21 protein-coding genes are annotated in these 17,767 nt (G+C 73.3%); 18 read left to right on the top strand and 3 right to left on the bottom strand.

Features of this window, described 5'->3' with window-relative positions:
* Nucleotides 1–42 precede the first annotated feature (42 nt).
* Genes ACZ3KP_RS33800 through ACZ3KP_RS33790 form a run of 3 tightly spaced genes read left to right on the top strand, consistent with a single transcriptional unit; the run spans nt 43 to nt 3,495 of the window.
* Nucleotides 43–966 (top strand): S66 peptidase family protein, encoded by a 924-nt coding sequence (locus ACZ3KP_RS33800; protein ID WP_467504346.1) that lies wholly within the window; start codon nt 43–45, stop codon nt 964–966.
* Nucleotides 967–1,005: 39 nt separating this feature from the next.
* On the top strand, nt 1,006–1,560 hold the full coding sequence (locus tag ACZ3KP_RS33795) for a GNAT family N-acetyltransferase (RefSeq protein WP_467504182.1): 555 nt from the start codon (nt 1,006–1,008) through the stop codon (nt 1,558–1,560).
* A 60-nt stretch (nt 1,561–1,620) separates the two neighbouring features.
* The gene (locus tag ACZ3KP_RS33790) at nt 1,621–3,495 is read left to right on the top strand and encodes a DUF5107 domain-containing protein (protein WP_467504181.1); all 1,875 of its coding nucleotides are present in this window, start codon (nt 1,621–1,623) and stop codon (nt 3,493–3,495) included.
* 12 nt (nt 3,496–3,507) lie between these two features.
* Here the strand turns inward: ACZ3KP_RS33790 and ACZ3KP_RS33785 are convergent, their stop codons facing one another.
* Nucleotides 3,508–3,858 carry a VOC family protein gene (locus ACZ3KP_RS33785; protein WP_467504180.1) on the bottom strand — a complete coding sequence of 117 codons (351 nt, stop codon included), beginning with the start codon at nt 3,856–3,858 and terminating at the stop codon, nt 3,508–3,510.
* 87 nt (nt 3,859–3,945) lie between these two features.
* On the opposite strand from ACZ3KP_RS33785, the gene ACZ3KP_RS33780 reads away from it, so the two are divergent.
* From ACZ3KP_RS33780 to ACZ3KP_RS33720, 13 genes are all read left to right on the top strand, one after another.
* Complete coding sequence (locus tag ACZ3KP_RS33780; protein ID WP_467504178.1) at nt 3,946–4,407, top strand: phage holin family protein; 462 nt, start codon at nt 3,946–3,948, stop codon at nt 4,405–4,407.
* A 215-nt stretch (nt 4,408–4,622) separates the two neighbouring features.
* A complete protein-coding gene (locus ACZ3KP_RS33775) occupies nt 4,623–6,470 on the top strand; it encodes a transketolase (RefSeq protein WP_467504177.1) in 1,848 nt (615 codons plus the stop codon).
* Entirely contained in the window at nt 6,467–7,444 is a 978-nt protein-coding gene (gene ligD / locus ACZ3KP_RS33770) for a non-homologous end-joining DNA ligase (RefSeq protein WP_467504175.1), read from the top strand. The genes ACZ3KP_RS33775 and ligD overlap by 4 nt, the downstream gene beginning before the upstream one ends.
* A gap of 45 nt (nt 7,445–7,489) precedes the next feature.
* Nucleotides 7,490–7,852, top strand: a complete 363-nt coding sequence (locus ACZ3KP_RS33765) for a gas vesicle protein GvpO (RefSeq protein WP_467504173.1) — start codon at nt 7,490–7,492, stop codon at nt 7,850–7,852.
* Between the two features lie 46 nt (nt 7,853–7,898).
* The gene (locus ACZ3KP_RS33760) at nt 7,899–8,333 is read left to right on the top strand and encodes a gas vesicle structural protein GvpA (RefSeq protein WP_132893764.1); all 435 of its coding nucleotides are present in this window, start codon (nt 7,899–7,901) and stop codon (nt 8,331–8,333) included.
* The gene (locus tag ACZ3KP_RS33755; RefSeq protein WP_467504172.1) at nt 8,330–9,103 is read left to right on the top strand and encodes a GvpL/GvpF family gas vesicle protein; all 774 of its coding nucleotides are present in this window, start codon (nt 8,330–8,332) and stop codon (nt 9,101–9,103) included. The genes ACZ3KP_RS33760 and ACZ3KP_RS33755 overlap by 4 nt, the downstream gene beginning before the upstream one ends.
* Nucleotides 9,104–9,107: 4 nt before the next feature.
* Nucleotides 9,108–9,371, top strand: coding sequence for a gas vesicle protein GvpG (locus ACZ3KP_RS33750; protein ID WP_358984489.1), 264 nt, complete (start codon nt 9,108–9,110; stop codon nt 9,369–9,371).
* A complete protein-coding gene (locus ACZ3KP_RS33745; RefSeq protein ID WP_467504170.1) occupies nt 9,368–10,027 on the top strand; it encodes a DNA primase in 660 nt (219 codons plus the stop codon). Before ACZ3KP_RS33750 ends, ACZ3KP_RS33745 begins: the two co-directional genes overlap by 4 nt.
* Entirely contained in the window at nt 10,024–11,142 is a 1,119-nt protein-coding gene (locus tag ACZ3KP_RS33740) for an SRPBCC family protein (RefSeq protein ID WP_467504168.1), read from the top strand. Before ACZ3KP_RS33745 ends, ACZ3KP_RS33740 begins: the two co-directional genes overlap by 4 nt.
* A complete protein-coding gene (locus ACZ3KP_RS33735) occupies nt 11,139–11,486 on the top strand; it encodes a gas vesicle protein (protein ID WP_132893756.1) in 348 nt (115 codons plus the stop codon). The genes ACZ3KP_RS33740 and ACZ3KP_RS33735 overlap by 4 nt, the downstream gene beginning before the upstream one ends.
* Nucleotides 11,483–12,277 carry a GvpL/GvpF family gas vesicle protein gene (locus ACZ3KP_RS33730; RefSeq protein ID WP_467504165.1) on the top strand — a complete coding sequence of 265 codons (795 nt, stop codon included), beginning with the start codon at nt 11,483–11,485 and terminating at the stop codon, nt 12,275–12,277. The genes ACZ3KP_RS33735 and ACZ3KP_RS33730 overlap by 4 nt, the downstream gene beginning before the upstream one ends.
* Nucleotides 12,274–12,462 (top strand): gas vesicle protein, encoded by a 189-nt coding sequence (locus ACZ3KP_RS33725; RefSeq protein WP_046730146.1) that lies wholly within the window; start codon nt 12,274–12,276, stop codon nt 12,460–12,462. Before ACZ3KP_RS33730 ends, ACZ3KP_RS33725 begins: the two co-directional genes overlap by 4 nt.
* A 17-nt stretch (nt 12,463–12,479) precedes the next feature.
* Nucleotides 12,480–12,743 (top strand): gas vesicle protein K, encoded by a 264-nt coding sequence (locus ACZ3KP_RS33720; protein ID WP_132893807.1) that lies wholly within the window; start codon nt 12,480–12,482, stop codon nt 12,741–12,743.
* 25 nt (nt 12,744–12,768) lie between these two features.
* Here the strand turns inward: ACZ3KP_RS33720 and ACZ3KP_RS33715 are convergent, their stop codons facing one another.
* Together ACZ3KP_RS33715 and ACZ3KP_RS33710 are read right to left on the bottom strand one after the other, a co-directional pair.
* Nucleotides 12,769–13,584: a class I SAM-dependent methyltransferase gene (locus tag ACZ3KP_RS33715; protein WP_467504163.1), complete on the bottom strand. Its 816-nt coding sequence runs from the start codon at nt 13,582–13,584 to the stop codon at nt 12,769–12,771.
* A 156-nt stretch (nt 13,585–13,740) separates the two neighbouring features.
* Nucleotides 13,741–15,228 carry a phosphatase PAP2 family protein gene (locus ACZ3KP_RS33710; protein WP_467504162.1) on the bottom strand — a complete coding sequence of 496 codons (1,488 nt, stop codon included), beginning with the start codon at nt 15,226–15,228 and terminating at the stop codon, nt 13,741–13,743.
* A gap of 78 nt (nt 15,229–15,306) precedes the next feature.
* On the opposite strand from ACZ3KP_RS33710, the gene ACZ3KP_RS33705 reads away from it, so the two are divergent.
* Both ACZ3KP_RS33705 and ACZ3KP_RS33700 read left to right on the top strand, forming a co-directional pair.
* Nucleotides 15,307–15,966 (top strand): histidine phosphatase family protein, encoded by a 660-nt coding sequence (locus tag ACZ3KP_RS33705; RefSeq protein ID WP_467504160.1) that lies wholly within the window; start codon nt 15,307–15,309, stop codon nt 15,964–15,966.
* A 156-nt stretch (nt 15,967–16,122) separates the two neighbouring features.
* On the top strand, nt 16,123–17,742 hold the full coding sequence (locus ACZ3KP_RS33700) for an ABC-F family ATP-binding cassette domain-containing protein (protein ID WP_358984511.1): 1,620 nt from the start codon (nt 16,123–16,125) through the stop codon (nt 17,740–17,742).
* The last annotated feature ends 25 nt before the right edge of the window (nt 17,743–17,767 follow it).

The following is a 17,767-nucleotide window of genomic DNA, read 5'->3' as shown; positions in this document are numbered from 1 at the left end:
ACCGCAGCAAGCGCACCGACGCCGGCGGCCGGAGCGGCCTCGGTGGGCGCACTGACCAGGCCGCCCCGGCTGTCCGCCGGAGCGCGGGTCGCCGTCGTGGCGCCCAGCGGGCCGATCGTCGAGGAGCGGCTCCAGGCGGGGCTCGACATCCTGCGCGGCTGGGACCTCGACCCGGTGGTGGCACCCCATGTGCTCGCCCAGGACGGTGAGTTGGGCTACCTGGCGGGCACGGACGCCGACCGTGCGGCCGACCTCCAGCGGGCCTGGTGCGACCCGTCCGTCTCCGCCGTGCTCTGCGCACGCGGCGGCTACGGCGCGCAGCGCGTCGTCGACCTGCTCGACTGGGAGGCGATGCGGGCGGCCGGGCCGAAGGCGTTCGTCGGCTTCAGCGACGCGACCGTGCTGCACGAGGCGTTCGCCACCCGGCTGGGCCTCGCCACCCTGTACGGACCGGTGGCCGCGGGCGCCGACTTCGTCAAGAGCGCCGAGGCCCAGGAACACCTGCGGGCCACCCTGTTCGCCCCGGAGACGGTCCGCACGATCCCCTCCCGGGGCACCGCGCTGGTCCCCGGCCGGGCCCGGGGCGTCACGGTCGGCGGCTGTCTGCGCCTGCTCGCCACCGGCCTCGGCACCCCGGGCACCCACCCCGGCGCGCGTGGCGGACTGCTCCTCCTGGAGGACGTGGGCGAGCAGCCGTACAGCCTCGACCGGAGCCTCACCCAGCTGCTGCGGTCCGGCTGGCTCGACGGAGTCGCCGGGGTCCTGCTCGGCTCCTGGGACCGCTGCGGGCCCTACGAGGGGGTCCGGGCCATGCTCGCCGACCGGCTCGGCGGCCTCGGGGTGCCGGTGGCCGAGGAGTTCGGGTTCGGGCACTGCGCGGACGCCCTGACGGTCCCGCTGGGAGTGACCGCGGAACTGGACGCCGACGCGGGCACCCTCACCCTGACGGAGCCGGCACTGCGCTGAGGCCCACCCGGCGGCCTTCGCTCCGCGTAGGGTGACGGGATGCCGCACACCGCTTCCCGCTACCTCGCCGAGGGCCCCCGCGTGGGCATCCGCCACTTCACCTACGAGGACGGCGCCGAGTTCATCGCCCGGGCCCGGGAGAGCAAGGACCTCCACCAGCCGTGGCTGTTCCCGCCCACCACCGACGCCGCCTACGCCGGTTACGCGGAGCGGCTGATCGAGGACCGCAGCAAGGCCGGGTTCCTGGTGTGCGAGAAGGACGCCGACGGCGCGATCGCCGGGTTCATCAACATCAACAACATCGTGGAGGGCGGCTTCCAGTGCGGTGCGCTCGGCTACGGCGTGTTCGCGCACGCCGCCGGGCGCGGCCTGATGCGAGAGGCCATGGGTCTGGTCGTCGACCACGCCTTCGGGCCGATGCGGCTGCACCGCCTCGAGATCAACGCCCAGCCGGGCAACGCCGCGTCCATCGCGCTCGCCCGCGGTGCCGGCTTCCGCCTGGAGGGCTTCTCGCCGAACATGATCTACATCGACGGCGCCTGGCGGGACCACGAGCGGTGGGCGATCACGGCGGAGATGCGCGCGCCCGGCTGACGGCCTTTGCGCAATCCTGACCGGTAGCTCCCCTGGCCACCTCACCCGCGGCCGGGTTCCATGGTGATCGTGACCAGGATCCGACGTGAGGTACTGACCCTGCCCGCGGCGGAGTTGGGCCCGGACAACCCGCTGCCCCCACTCCGTTGCCTGAGGCAGCTCGGCCAGGGGCAGCTCGGCCAGGGGCAGCCGCGCAGCCTGCTCCCGGTGCGGATCCGCGACGGCTACGGCAGGACCCGCGAGCCCCGTGACCTGGACGCCCTCGTGATCGAGAACGACCGGCTGCGGGCCACCGTCCTGCCCGGCCTCGGCGGCCGGATCGCCTCCCTCGTCCACCTTCCCACCGGTCGCGAACTCCTCTACCGCACCCCGGTGTTCCAGCCCGCCAACCTCGCACTCAACGGCGCCTGGTACGCCGGCGGCATCGAGTGGAACATCGGCGCCACCGGCCACACCACCCTCTCCTGCGCCCCGCTGCACGCGGCCCGCGTCCCCGCCCCCGACGGCGGGGAGCTGCTGCGCCTGTGGGAGTGGGAGCGTCTGCACGACCTGCCCTTCCAGGTCGACCTGTGGCTGCCGGACGGCTCGGACTTCCTGTACGCCGGGGTCCGCGTCCGCAACCCGCACGGACACCCCGTGCCGCTCTTCTGGTGGTCGAACACGGCGGTACCGGAGGGCCGCCGGATCGTGGCACCGGCGGCACACGCCTGGGAGTTCGGCCCCGAGCGCCGGCTGCACCGGGTGCCCGCCCCCGCGTACGACGTCATGCCCCCGTACGCCACCGACTGGTGCTACGACATCCCGGACGGGCGGCGCCGCTGGATCGCCGCGCTCGACGCGGACGGCCACGGGCTGGTGCAGACCTCCACCGACGAACTGCCCGGCCGCAAGCAGTTCGTGTGGGGCTCGGGGCCCGGCGGCCGGCGCTGGCAGGAGTGGCTCGGCGCGTCCGGCCCCGGCGGCTACCGCGAGATCCAGGCCGGCGTCGCCCGCACCCGGCTGGAGCACCTCCGGCTCGACGCGGAGAGCGAGGTGTCCTGGCTGGAGGCCTACGGGCCGCTGACGGCACGCCCCGAGGAGGCGGGGGAGGCTCTGGAGTCCGTCCTGCCGCGCGCCGCACTCGACGCCGCCCGGGCCGCCTGGCAGCCGTACGCCGACGCCGAACCCGGCGCAGTCCTCGCCACCGGCTCCGGCTGGGGCGCCCTCGAAGTGCTGCGCGCGGACCGCAAGTTGCCCGGCACGCCGTTCGCCGAGTCCACCCTGGGCGAGGAACAGGCCCCCTGGCTGGCGCTGTTGCGCACCGGCACCCTGCCCGAACCCCGCCGGGTACGGCCTCCGGGACCCACCCTGGTCGCGCCGCACTGGCGGGACATGCTGGAGACGGCACCCGCCACCCCGGGCACCGAGTACCACCTCGGCGTCGCCCAGTGGCACGCCGGGGACCATGCCCAGGCCGTCCGCAGCTGGGAGCGCGGTCTCCGGATCGCCCCGTCACTGTGGCCGTCGCTGCGCTGTCTCGCCGTCGCCGACGAGGAGTACGGGCACCACGAGCGGGCCGCCGAACGGTACGCCGACGCCTTCGACGACCTGTGCCGGGAACGCCGTGACGACGGCGAGACCTGGACGGCGGCCTGTGCGGCGCTCGGCCGCGAGGCCCTGGAAGCGCTGCTGCGGGTACGTCGGGTCGCGGACGCCCGCGCCGTGTGGGAGGCGCTGCTGCCCGCGACCCGGGAGCGCGGCCGGTTCCGGCTCCTGGAGGCGGAGCTGCTGCTCGCGGAGGGACGACAGGAGGCCGCCCGGGCCGTGTTCGAGGGCGGTTTCGAGGTCGCCGACCTGCGGGAGGGGGCGGACGCCGTCGGCCGGCTGTGGGCGCGGCTCACCGAGGAGCCGCTGCCCGGCCGGTACGACTTCCGGATGCGGCCGCCCGCTCCCTGATCAGGTCCCTGATCAGGCCTGGTGCTGGTCGACGTACTCGAAGATCGAGCCGTCCGGGTGCATCGCCAGCAGGTTGCGGCCGACCGGCGTCGGCACCGGCCCCGCGATGATCTGCGCACCGAGGCCGCTGAGCAGCCGGTGCGCCTCCTCCACGTCCTTCACCGCGATGGTCGCGGCCACCTTGCGCAGCACCGCCAGCTCCGCCTCCGGGCCGCTCATCAGAAGGAACGAGCCGACCGCGGCGACCTGGACGCCGCCGCGTTCGAAACGGCTGGCTCTGCCGCCGGAGAGACGTTCGTAGAAGGGGATCGCGGTATCGAGGTCGTCGACGCAGATGCGCAGGGAGGCGCCCAGAATCTCCATGCCACGAGCCTAGTTGGCGCGGCGCGGTCCGGGGCGGGCTCCGGTGATCTCCTGTTATGCCGATTCGGCCCCGGGTACCCGCACGGCATGGAGCACATCGAGCATCTGGAGCATCTGGACAAGGAGCTCGTCGACGAACTGGCGCAGGTCGCCCGCGAGACCGTACGTGACGAACTGCGCGAGCAGGGCCGCAAGCGGCGGCGCACGGCGGCCATGTACGCCGCTTCGGGCGCGGCCGCCCTGTACGCGGGGGCCGCGGTCGCGCTGGCCGTGGGGCTGGCGCTGGCGCTCGTGCTGCCTGGCTGGGCCGCGGCGCTGATCACCGCGGTGCTCCTCGGTGCGGCCGCCTGCCTGCTGCGGGAGGCGGGCCGTCCGAAGAGGCCGCACGCCCCGCACGCCCCGCACGCGGCGGCCGGAGGCACGGCCCCCGCCGGGCTGCCGGACGGACCCGGCGTCCCGTACCCGCCGATGCCGCCCACCCCGCCCGCCACCCCCGCCCCGAACACCCCGGACGCCACGACCCCGAGCACGCCGCGGCACCGGACCTGAACCGGCCCGCCCCCCCGGGTGGCACCGCGTGAGCCGCACCGCGAGGCGTCCCGGCCGGGGCGCCTCGGCGGGCGGCGTTCGGCGCGCCCGCCTACGGTTACGTGGGAGGCGCCCGCCGCACCTTCGCAGGCGCACCGTGACCGGCGGGCTCCGGAGCGTGGCCACCGACCCCGGTTGCGCGCCGCGCAACCGTGAAACTTCCCGGAAGGAGCCTCATGAACACCGCCGAACTCGTAGAACTCGCACAGCAGTTGCGGGTGGACAGCGTGCGGGCGGCCGCCGCTGCCGAGTCCGGGCATCCGACCTCGTCGATGTCCGCCGCCGACGTGATGGCGGTCCTGCTCGCCCACCATCTGCGCTACGACTTCGACCGGCCCGGCCACCCCGGCAACGACCGCTTCATCCTCTCCAAGGGCCACGCCTCGCCCCTGCTCTACGCCGCGTACAAGGCGGCCGGCGCCATCGACGACGCCGAGCTGCTCACCTTCCGCAAACTCGGCAGCCACCTGGAGGGGCACCCCACCCCGCGCCGGCTGCCGTGGGTCGAGACCGCCACCGGCTCCCTCGGCCAGGGCCTGCCGGTGGGCGTCGGCATCGCCCTGTCCGGGAAGCGGCTGGAGCACGGCCACTACCGGGTCTGGGTGCTGTGCGGGGACAGCGAGCTTGCGGAGGGCTCCGTGTGGGAGGCCGCCGAGCACGCCGGGTACGAACACCTCGACAACCTCACCGTGATCGTGGACGTCAACCGGCTCGGCCAGCGCGGCCCCACCCGGCACGGCCACGACCTCGACGCCTACGCCCGCCGCTTCCAGGCCTTCGGCTGGCACACCGTGGAGGTCGACGGCCACGACGTGGACGCCGTCGACCGTGCCTGCGGCGAGGCCGCGTCCACCGCCGGACAGCCCACCGCCATCCTCGCCCGCACCCGCAAGGGCCGGGGCGTCAAGGCCGTGGAGGACCGCGAGGGCATGCACGGCAAGCCGGTGCCCGACGCCGAGGAGGCCATCGCCGAACTCGGCGGCGTCCGCGACCTGAGGGTCCACGTGCAGGAGCCGGCCGCGGCGCGGGCGCCGCACTCCGTGTCCACCGGCCCACTCGAACTCCCGCGCTACGACAAGGGGGACGAGGTCGCCACCCGCGACGCCTTCGGCAAGGCGCTGGTCGCGCTCGGCACCGCGCGCGCCGACGTCGTCGCCCTGGACGGCGAGGTCGGCGACTCCACCCGTACCGAACTCTTCGGCAAGGAACACCCCGACCGGTACTTCGAGTTCTACATCGCCGAGCAGCAACTGGTGGCGGGCGCCGTCGGCATGGCGACGCGCGGCTGGGTGCCGTACGCCTCGACCTTCGCGGCCTTCCTCACCCGCGCCCACGACTTCGTGCGGATGGCCTCGATCAGCGGCAGCGGCATCAACCTGGTCGGCTCGCACGCGGGCGCGGCGATCGGGCAGGACGGCCCCTCGCAGATGGGCCTGGAGGACCTGGCGATGTTCCGCTCGGTCTACGGCTCGACCGTCCTCTACCCGTGCGACGCCAACCAGACCGCCAAGCTGGTCGCCACCATGGCCGACCTCGACGGCATCCGCTACCTGCGCACCTCGCGCGGCGCGAGCCCGGTGATCTACGGCCCGGACGAGGACTTCCCGGTCGGCGGCAGCAAGGTGCTGCGCTCCAGTGACGAGGACCGGCTGACGGTGGTCGCCGCCGGGGTGACCCTGCACGAGGCGCTCAAGGCCGCCGACGCGCTCGCCGAGGACGGCATCCGGGTCCGCGTGGTCGACCTGTACTCGGTCAAGCCCGTCGACCGGGAGACCCTGCACCGGGCCGCCGAGGAGACCGGTTGCCTGCTCACCGTCGAGGACCACCACGAGGAGGGCGGCCTCGGTGACGCGGTCGCGGAGGCCTTCACGGACGGCAGGCCCGTACCGCGCCTGGTCAGGCTCGCCGTACGGACCATGCCGGGGTCGGCCGCCCCCGACCAGCAGCTGCACGCCGCCGGCATCGACGCCGAGGCGATCGCGGCGGCCGGGCGGCTGCTGGTCGAGGAGGCGGTCGTGCGGTGACCGACGGCGCACCGCGGCCGGTAGGGGCCGGCCGCCGCACGGTGCGACTGCACCGGCCGGACAAGGTCCTCTTCCCCGGCGGCGGGGAAGAGGGCGACGGCGGGGCGAAGGAGTACACCAAGGCCGACCTCGTCGACCACTACCGCTCCGTCGCACCCTTCCTGCTGCCCCAGCTGCGCGGCCGCCCGCTGATGGTGGAGCGGTACCCGGACGGCCTGGACGGCCCCCGGTTCATGCAGAAGAACACCCCGGACCACTACCCGGACTGGATCGAGCGGGCCACGGTCGCCAAGGAGGGCGGCACCGTGACCCATGTGGTGTGCGGCGACACCGCCACCCTCGTGTACCTCGCGGACCAGGCCTGCGTCACCCTCCACCGCTGGCTCTCCCGCGCCGCCCGGCCCGACCGCCCCGACCGGCTGGTCCTGGACCTGGACCCGCCCGGCGACGACTTCGCCGCGGTCCGGCAGGCCGCCGGCTGGGCCGGTGACCTGCTGGACCGGCTCGGGCTGCCGTCGGCACCCATGACCACCGGCTCCCGCGGCGTCCACCTCGTGGTACCGCTGAACGGCGGGCACCCCTTCGACGAGGTCCGCGCGTTCGCCCACGACCTCGCCGAGCTGCTCGCCGCCGAGCACCCGGACCGGCTCACCACCGCCGTCCGCAAGGCCGACCGGGGCGACCGGCTCTTCCTGGACATGGGGCGCAACGCCTACGCGCAGACCGCGGTGGCCCCCTACACGGTGCGGGCCAGGCCCGGCGCCCCCGTCGCCGTACCCGTCAGCTGGGACCAGCTCGCCGACCCCGCAGTCGACGCCCGCCGCTGGACCGTCGCCGACGCCGTCGACCAGGCCCGAAGCAAACCCTGGGCCGGGCTCTCGGGCCGGGGCCGGGCGCTCGGTCCGGCCCGCCGCAAGCTGGAGGCGCTACGCAGGGAAACCGTCCGACCGCGCACCGTGTCCGATCCGATGTGAAGGTTTGAGCGGGGTACCTCCGGCCACTCGGACCAAGAGGTGGCCATGACGAACACACACGACACGTCTCAGACACACGATTCACGTCAGGAACGCAATCGCGACAACGAACCCGACGCGGCCGCGAAGGGCCGGCCCCGGCCCATGGAGGTTCTGCGCCAGGCACGCACCCAGCTCGCCGAACTCACCGGCATGGCCGCCGAGTCGGTGTCCTCCTTCGAACAGACGGAGGACGGCTGGGCGGTGGAGATCGAGGTGCTCGAACTCGCCAGGGTGCCGGACACGATGAGCCTGATGGCGAGCTACCAGGTCGAACTCGACCCGCAGGGGCAGCTCACCGGATACCGGCGGGTCCGCCGTTACGAGCGCGGACGTGCCGACGGCGCACACAGGTCCGGCGGTCGCTAGACCGCCCGCCCGCGGAGGGTTCCCACGACAAGGAGGTCGGACAGGCATGACCGTAGTACCCGCACAACAGACCGGCGGAGGCGGCTCCAGCGGCCTCTACGACGTGCTCGAACTGGTCCTCGACCGAGGACTGGTCATCGACGCGTTCGTGCGGGTCTCTCTCGTCGGCATCGAGATCCTGAAGATCGACGTACGTGTCGTCGTCGCCAGCGTCGACACCTACCTGCGCTTCGCCGAGGCCTGCAACCGGCTCGACCTGGAGTCGGGCCCCAACAAGAGCCCGGGTCTGCCCGAGATCGTCGGTGAGGTCACCGAGTCCGGTGCCCGCGGCAAGTCGAAGGGCGCGCTGTCCGGCGCCGCCCAGACCATCTCCGACGCCTTCCAGCAGGCCCGTGACGAGCACTCGGGCGAGACCGAGTCCCGGCCGCGTGCGCGCAAGTCGACCACGTCCCGCCGCAAGGAGAGGGAGGAGCAGGAGTGAGCACGTACGTCTACGGCATCGCAGCCGCCGGGCACCCCTCCCTGCCCGAGGGCATGGACGGCGTGGGCGACCCGCCCTGCCCGGTGCGCATCCTCACCGAGGGTGAGCTGGCCGCGGTGGTCAGCGAGGCCCCCGAAGGGCTGCGGCCCAAACGGCGGGACCTCCTCGCCCACCAGAACGTCCTGGCGGAGGCGGGGGGCGGCGGCTGCGTGCTGCCGATGCGGTTCGGCAGCGTCGCCCCGGACGACGAGACCGTCGCGGGCGTGCTCGCCGAACGCGCCGATCACTATCTGGAACGGCTGCGCACCCTCGACGGCAGGGTCGAGTACAACATCAAGGCCAGCCACATCGAGGACGCCGTGCTGCACCGCGTGATGTCCGAGAACGCGGAGCTCCGGGCCCTCGCCGAGTCCAACCGGAAGTCCGGCGGCGGCAGCTACGAGAGCCGGCTGCAGCTCGGCGAGATGGTGGCGGCCGCCGTCCAGGCCCGGGAGGCCGAGGACGCGGTGGAGGTGCGGCAGGCACTGGAGCCGGAGTCCGCGGCCGTGAGCGTGGGCCCCGAGTCGACCGGCTGGCTCGCCAACCTGTCGTTCCTGGTGGACCGGGCCGAGGCCGAGAAGTTCCTCGCCCAGGTCGACCAGCTGCGCAAGAGCCATTCGCACCTCGACGTGCGGGTCAACGGCCCGCTGCCGCCGTACAGCTTTGTCGAACCCGGGCCCTCCGAGCCCGCGGGCACCACCGTCGGCGGTGCGGAGGGCGGTCAGGAGTAAGGCCATGGGACTGATCAAGGAGCTGCTGCTACTGCCGTTCGCGCCGGTGCGCGGCAGCGCCTGGGTCGTCGAGCAGGTCGTGCACGAGGCGGAGCGGATCTACTACGACCCCGCCACCGTCCGGGCCGAGCTGGCCCGGCTGGAAGAGCGGCTGGAAGCCGGCGAGATCGACGAGGAGGAGTTCGACCGGGCCGAGGACGAACTCCTCGACCGGCTGGAGACCGCCCTGCGCAACGACGCGGGGCACGGCAAGGGGACACGTATATGAATCGCATGGGACTGGGCCTCGCGATCGGGGCCGGATATCTCCTGGGCCGGACCAAGAAGCTCAAAATGGCCCTCGCCGTGGGTTCGCTGGTGGCGGGCAAGCGGCTGAACCTGGGTCCGAAGGCGCTGCTGGACCTCGCCAACCAGCAACTGCGTGACAACCCGCAGTTCAAGGAGATCGGCGACCAGTTGCGCCAGGACCTGCGCGGGGTCGGCAAGGCCGCCTCCGGCGCCATGGTCGAACGCCAGCTCGGCTCCCTCGCCGACCGGCTGCACGGCCGTACCGCCGAGGTGCGCGACCAGCTGGCCGGCGTCGTGCCGGACTCCGGTGACCTCGGTCGCGGTGGCGGCCGGGACGAGGAGGACGACGAGGACGCGGAGCGCGCCGACAACGAGGCGGAGGAGGCCGAGGAGCAGGGCGACGAGGAGCGGGACGAGGGCGGTCCGGACGAGGACGAAGCAGACAGGCCGGACGCCGAGCGGTCGGCGAAGAAGGCCGCCGCCAAGAAGGCCCCGGCCAAGAAGGCGCCCGCCAAGAAGGCCCCGGCGAAGAAGGCCGCCGCGAAGAGGGCGCCGGCCAAGAAGGCCGCACCGGGCCGGGCCGCCGCCAAGAAGACGGCCGGCCGGGCCCGGCCGAAGGGAGGCGGTGACCGGTGAACACCGGACCGATCGGCAACGTGGCCCGCTCCGAGGCCGCCGACCGCCTGAAGGCGGAACTTCAGGAGTACCTCGCGGCCCAGGCCCAGCGCCTGCTGGCGGGCGCGGGGACCAAGCTCGGCGAGGCGACGGGCAAGCTCACCGACATCGCCGAGGGCAACAGCCCCGGATTCGGCAAGCTCGCCCTCGACGCCGGCCGCAAGGTCGCCGAGGGCAAGGGGCCGGTGCGCTCCGCGCTGGAACTCGGCTTCTCCCACGCCAAGGACACCATCATGGACAAGGTGAAGAACCTTGGGGGCGGCAAGGGCAAGGGGAAGGGCAAGGGCTCGGGGCAGAAACCGACGGTCATCATCGAGTCCGTCGACGTCGGCGTCCCGGTCCGCACGGCCTACGACCAGTGGACCCGCTACCAGGACTTCAGCACCTTCGCCAAGGGCGTCAAGAGCGCCAGCCGGGCCGACGACACCACGTCGGACTGGCAGGGCAAGATCTGGTGGTCCAGCCGCAGCTGGAAGGGGAAGACGATCGAGCAGGTCCCCGACTACCGCATCCAGTGGTCGTCGGAGGGCGCCAAGGGCACCCACAAGGGTGTCGTGACCTTCCACCAGCTCGACGACAACCTCACCCGCATCCTGCTGGTGATCGAGTACTACCCCAGCGGCTTCTTCGAGAAGACCGCCAACATCTGGCGCGCCTCCGGCCGCCGCACCCGGCTCGACCTGAAGCACTACGCCCGCCACATCTCCATGAAGGGCGAGGTCGACGACGGCTGGCGCGGCGAGATCCGCGACGGGGAGGTGGTCGTCAGCCACGAGGACGCCCTGGCCGAGGAGGAGGAGAACGCCGAGGACCAGGAAGAGGGGCAGGAAGAGGAGCCCTACGAGGGCGAGGAGCCGTACGACGAGGCGGACGAGGGCTCCGAGGAGGACGATGAGGAGGAGGCCGAGGGGTCCGAGGAGCCCGAGGAGTACGAAGCCGACGAGTCCGAGGGACCCGAGGAGTACGAGGCCGAGGACGAGGACTACGAGGAGGACGAGGAGGAGGAACCCGAGGAGGAGCCCGAGGAGGAACCTGAGGCCGAGGACGAGTACGCCAGGTCCGGGAGCCGTCGATGACGATGGCGGGCCGGCTGCCCGAGTCCTACGGCCGGGACGGCGGCGGTGGCGCGAACCTCGCCGACATCCTGGAACGTGTCCTGGACAAGGGCATCGTCATCGCCGGCGACATCAGGATCAACCTGCTCGACATCGAACTGCTCACCATCAAACTCCGCTTGGTCGTCGCCTCCGTCGACCGGGCGAAGGAGATGGGAATCGACTGGTGGGAGCGCGACCCGGAGCTGTCGACGCGCGCCCGGGGCGACCAGCTCACCAGGGAGAACCACGAGCTGCGGGAGCGGCTCGCGGCCCTGGAGGCGCTGGAGGCCGGACGTGGGCAGCGCCAGAGGGAGGACGGATGACCGCACAGGGCGGACTCCGCTATGTCTACGCCGTCTGCCGCCCTTTCGAGGCGGCCCTTCAGGCCCAGCTGACCGGCGTGGGCGGAACCCCGCCGGGCCTGCTCAGGCACCGCGACCTGGTGGCCGTCGTCAGTACGGTCCCGGAGCGGGACTTCGCCGAGGAGCCGCTGCGCGCGCATCTGGAGGACCTGGACTGGCTGGCCGCGACCGCCCGCGCCCACCAGGGCGTGATCGACGCGCTCACCACCGTCACCACCCCGCTGCCGTTGCGGCTCGCCACGGTGTTCCGCGACGACAGCGGCGTACGGACCATGATGGAGGCCCGTGAGGCCGACTTCCTGGACACCCTCGACCGGCTGGAAGGCCGGGTGGAGTGGGGTGTGAAGCTGTACGCCGAGCCCGCCGAGCCGGAGCGGGCGCCCGAGCCCGCCGGACGGCCCGCCAGCGGACGTGACTACCTGCGGCAGCGTCGCTCGCGCACCCGCGAACACGAGGAGAGGTGGCGGGCCGCCGAGGAATTCGCGCACCGGCTGCACGAGCTGCTTTCGAGCGCGGCCGAGGATTCCCGGCTGCACCCCCCGCAGAACGCCTCGCTGTCCGGGGCCCCCGGCCAGAACCTGCTCAACGCGGCCTACCTGGTGCGGCGCGCGGATTCCGAGGAATTCGTGGAACTGGTCGACCGTACGAAGGACGAGGCGCCGGGAATGCGGGTGGAACTCACCGGCCCCTGGGCGGCCTACTCCTTCACCGAGCGCGTGTCCCGCCCGCAGGAGCAGGGGGAGGCGCGGTGACCGTCGTGGAACGTCGTGAGGTCGCCCTGGTGGACCTGCTGGACCGGCTGCTGGCCGGCGGGGTCGTCATCACCGGCGACATCACGCTGCGCATCGCGGACGTCGACCTCGTCCGCATCGACCTGAACGCGCTGATCAGCTCGGTCAACGCCCAAGTGCCCGCACCCTGGGGGGAGCCGACGTGAGCGAGCACCGCAACCGGATGGACCTCGACCCGGACACGGTGGAGCGCGACCTGGTGAAGCTCGTACTGACCGTCGTGGAGTTGCTGCGCCAGCTGATGGAACGGCAGGCGCTGCGCCGCTTCGACACGGGCGACCTCACCGAGGAGCAGGAGGAACGGATCGGGCTCACCCTGATGCTGCTGGAGGACCGCATGGCCGAGCTGCGGGACCGCTACGGGCTGCGGCCCGAGGACCTCAATCTGGACCTCGGGCCGCTGGGACCGCTGCTGCCGCGCCAGTGACCCGGCCGTAGCGCCGGGACGAGGCTCACTTACGGCAGAGGATCTCTCCGTGCAGGACGGCGAACCAGCCGTCCTCCTGCTCCGCCCAGTGGCGCCAGGCCGCCGAGACGGCCCGCAGTTCCTCCGTGTCGGCGTGCCCGCCCTCGGTGGCCCGCTCGGCGTAGGAGGAGGCGACGGTGCGGTCCGCCCACAGCCCGCCCCACCACTGCCGTTCCTCGGCGGTGCTGTACGTCCAGGTGCCCGAGGTGGCCGTGATGTCGGTGAGCCCCGCGGCCAGGGCCCAGGATTTCAGTCGCCGCCCGGCGTCCGGCTCGCCCCCGTTGGCCCGCGCCACCCGCCGGTACAGCGCCAGCCAGTCCGCCAGCCCCGGCACCGCCGGGTACCAGGTCATCGCCGCGTAGTCCGCGTCGCGCACGGCAATGAAACCGCCCGGTTTCGTGACCCGGCGCATCTCGCGCAGCGCCTGCACCGGGTCACCCACGTGCTGGAGCACCTGGTGGGCGTGGACCACGCAGAACGTGTCGTCCGGGTAGTCCAGCGCGTGGACGTCGGCGACCGCGAAGTCCACGTTGGCCAGCCCCCGACCGGCGGCGGTCGCCCGGGCCTCCGCCAGGACGTCCGGTGCCCGGTCGACGCCGGTGACCCGGCCCTCGGGCACCAGGGCCGCCAGGTCCGCGGTGATGGTCCCCGGGCCGCAGCCGATGTCCAGGATCCGCATGTGCGGCTTCAGCGCACCGAGCAGGTAGGCCGCCGAGTTGGCGGCGGTGCGCCAGGTGTGGGAACGCAGCACCGACTCGTGGTGCCCGTGCGTGTAGACGGCGGTCTCCTGTGGCTTCGACATGGCCCAACCCCTTCGCGTCGCACCGGCGGACGGGGCCGGACGACCCCGTCCCGCGGTGACCGCCACGCTACGCCCGCACTCCGAATGATGAGACCGGCGTTTTACTATATGGACTGACAGCGCATCAGTCTGACGGTGCATCGGCCGCGTGTCGGATCAGGGCAGCGGCCGGTACACGGTCAGCGCCTCCGGCAGCTTCTCGACGGTCATCCCGCCGGTCACGTCGACGACCTCGCCGTCGAAGGCGAGCGGGGTGCCGGCCGCGATGCCCGTCAGGCTGAGCCGGCTCACCCGGGCCTCCGCGTGCGCGGGGGAGCGGGTGAGCGGGCCCGCGAGCGCGGCGGACAGCAGCCGCAGCGCGGGATGCCGGCCGCCGTGCACCACCCGTACGTCGAGCTGCCCGTCCGCCAGGTCGGTACGGCGGCCCGGCGCCAGCCCCATCCGGCGGTAGTGGCAGTTGCCCACGAACAGCAGCCACAACGGGTGCGTCTCACCCCGCAGTTCGACCTTCAGCGGATGCCGGTCGGTGCGCAGCACGCGCACCGCCGCCAGCACCTCGGCGGGCCAGCTGCCGATCCGGCCTGCCCACCGCTCCCGCTCCCGGACCAGCTCCGGATACACGCCCAGGCTCAGCGTGTTCAGGAAGATGCCCTGCCGGTCGCCGGAGCTGAAGCGGCCGACGTCCACCCGGACCGCCGCGCCGTCGCGCACCGCCCGGGCGAGACCCCGGCCGTCCTCCACGCTCAGGTCGTAGGCGAAGTGGTTGAGGGTGCCGCCGGGCAGTACCGCGAGCGGCAGTCCGTGGCGCAGGGCGGTGGCGGCGGCCGCGTTCACCGTGCCGTCGCCCCCGCACACCCCGAGCGCCTGGGCCCGCAGCGCCGCCTTCTCCAACTCGGCCTTCACCTCGTCGGGCTCGCACTCCACCAGCTCCGCCCCGGGCAGCTCGTCGTGCAGCGCCCGCACCCGGTCGGCACTGCCCGAGGCGCGGTTGGCGACCACCACGAGCCCCTCCCCGTCGGGCAGCGCCGGGGCCTTCGCGCGCGGCCGGGGCGGCGGACCGGTCTGCGCCCGGGTCGGCACCAGGGCACGTACGGCGAACGCGGCACCGGCGCCGAGCGCCGCGCCCGCCAGCACATCGCTCGGGAAGTGCACGCCCGTGTACACCCGCGACATGGCGACGGAGAACGCCACCGGTGCCACCACCGCACCCCATCCCGGGGACTCCAGGGCGACACCGGCCGCGAAGGCCGCCGCCGACGCGGCATGCCCGGAGGGGAACGAGGTCGTGATCGGCTGCCGCTTCAGCTGCCGGGCCACCGGAACCGGGTCGAGGTGCGGCCGCGGGCGGCGTACCGAGCGCTTGCCGAGGGTGTTGATGGTGAGGGAGGCCAGGGCCAGCGAGGCCAGGCCGCGGGCGGCGGCCCGGCGCGCCCGGGGAGTGCGGGACGCGGCCACCGCGGCGGCCGTCGCGAACCACAGCACCCCGTGGTTCGCGCTGCGGCTCAGCCGGGGGAGCACCGGCTCGGCGAACGGCCAGTTCCGCTCGGCGGCCACCTCGAACAGCCGGGAGTCGAGGCGGAGCAGCCGGTCACGCAGGGCGTGCCGGCCGGGCTTCGGGAGGGTCAGGTCGACGTCTGGGCTCATGCCGGTGCGGTTACCCTGAAGTGGCTGTTTCCTTCCCTTACGCGGTGCGGTCGAGTGAGAACTGAGAGGAAACCCCGGATGCGCCTGCTCCTCATACGCCACGGGCAGACCCCGACCAACGTCTCCTACCTGCTCGACACCGCTGTCCCGGGGCCCGGTCTGACCGCCCTCGGCGAGCGGCAGGCTGCGGCCCTGCCCACCGCCCTCGCCGACGAGGACATCGAGGCGCTCTACGTCTCCACCCTGACCCGCACCCGGCTCACCGCCGCCCCCCTGGCCGCCGCCCTGGGCCTCGAACCGATCGTCCGCGACGGCATCCGGGAGATCTCCGCCGGCGACCTGGAGATGCTGCCCGGCCACTCCGCGGCCGGCGAGGAGTACATGCGGACCGTCTTCGCGTGGGCGGCCGGCGAGACGGGGCTGCGCATGCCGGGCGGCGAGACCGGCACGGAGGCGCTGGGCCGCTACGACGCGGTGATCGCGGAGGCCGCCGCGAGCGGGGCCGGCACGGTCGCGATGGTCAGCCACGGCGCCGCGATCCGGATGTGGACGGCGGCCCGCGCGGCCAACGTCGACGTCCCCTACGCCGCGTCCCGCCCCCTGGACAACACCGGCGTGGTGATCCTGGAGGGCTCCCCGACGGACGGCTGGAAGGCGCTGTCCTGGCAGGGGGCGGTGGTGGAGCCGACGGGCGTGAGCGGGCCGACGGGGGATGTGCTGGGGGCCGTTTCCGAGTGACGCCGGGTGCGGGTGCGCAGTGGTTGCTCGCGCAGTTCCCCGCGCCCCTTCAGGGACGCGGGGAACTGCGCGACCGGCCCCCACCGGGCCGCACCCGACGAACCGCCCCGATAACGGTTTGCCCCACCGCCGGTGCCCCCCGCAGAATCCCTGACCATGGGACATCTGGAAGCCGCGCACCTCGAGTACTACCTCCCCGACGGGAGGGCGCTGCTCGGCGACGTCTCCTTCCGGGTGGGCGAGGGCGCCGCCGTCGCCCTGGTCGGCCCCAACGGCGCCGGCAAGACCACCCTGCTCCGGCTGATCTCCGGCGAGCTCAAGCCGCACGGCGGCACCGTCACCGTCAGCGGCGGCCTCGGCGTGATGCGCCAGTTCGTGGGCTCGGTGCGCGACGAGACGACCGTGCGCGACCTGCTCGTGTCGGTCGCGCCGCCCGGCATCCGGCAGGCCGCGCGGGCCGTCGACGAGGCCGAGCACGGCATCATGACCGTCGACGACGAGGCCGCCCAGCTGCGCTACGCGCAGGCCCTCGCCGACTGGGCCGAGGTGCGCGGCTACGAGCACGAGACGCTGTGGGACATGTGCACCACGGCCGCGCTCGGGGTGCCCTACGAGAAGGCCCAGTGGCGGCAGGTGCGCACCCTCTCCGGCGGTGAGCAGAAGCGGCTGGTGCTGGAGGCGCTGTTCCGGGGTGCCGACGAGGTGCTGCTCCTCGACGAGCCGGACAACTACCTGGACGTCCCCGGCAAGCGCTGGCTGGAGCAGCAGCTGAAGGACACCCGCAAGACGGTTTTGTTCGTCTCCCACGACCGTGAACTCCTCGCCCGGGCCGCCGAGAAGATCGTCTCCGTGGAACCCTCGCCCACCGGCGCCGACGCCTGGGTGCACGGCGGCGGCTTCGCCACCTACCACGACGCCCGCCGTGAACGCTTCGCCCGCTTCGAGGAGTTGCGCCGCCGCTGGGACGAGAAGCACGCCCAGCTGAAGAAACTGGTACTGACCCTCCGTCAGGCGGCTGCGGTGTCGCACGAGATGGCGTCCCGGTACGCGGCCGCCCAGACCCGGCTGCGCAAGTTCGAGGAGGCCGGACCGCCCCCGGAGCCGCCGCGCGAGCAGGACATCAGGATGCGCATCAAGGGCGGCCGTACCGGCGTACGTGCCGTCACCTGCGCGGGTCTCGAACTCACCGGCCTGATGAAGCCCTTCGACCTGGAGGTCTTCTACGGCGAACGGGTCGCCGTGCTCGGCTCCAACGGCTCCGGCAAGTCGCACTTCCTGCGGCTGCTGGCCGGCGAGGACGTGGCGCACACCGGTCAGTGGAAGCTGGGCGCACGCGTCGTGCCCGGCCACTTCGCCCAGACCCACGCCCACCCCGAACTCCAGGGCCGTGTCCTCCTGGACATCCTCTGGACGGAACACTCCCAGGACCGTGGCGCGGCGATGTCCCGGTTGCGCCGCTACGAACTGACCCAGCAGGCCGAGCAGACCTTCGACCGGCTGTCGGGCGGCCAGCAGGCGCGGTTCCAGATCCTCCTGCTGGAACTGCAGGGCGTGACGGCGCTGCTCCTCGACGAGCCGACCGACAACCTCGACCTGGAGTCCGCCGAAGCCCTCCAGGAGGGTCTGGAGGCCTTCGACGGCACGGTCCTCGCGGTCACCCACGACCGCTGGTTCGCCCGCTCCTTCGACCGGTTCCTGGTCTTCGGCAGCGACGGCCGGGTCCGGGAGTCCGCCGAGCCGGTCTGGGACGAGCGCCGTGTGGAGCGCGTCCGGTAGGGAGGCCCGCGGGCCCGGATGTTCG

It is taken from the genome of Streptomyces sp. NPDC020958, assembly GCF_055562175.1.
This window is presented reverse-complemented; position numbering and strand designations above follow the sequence as displayed.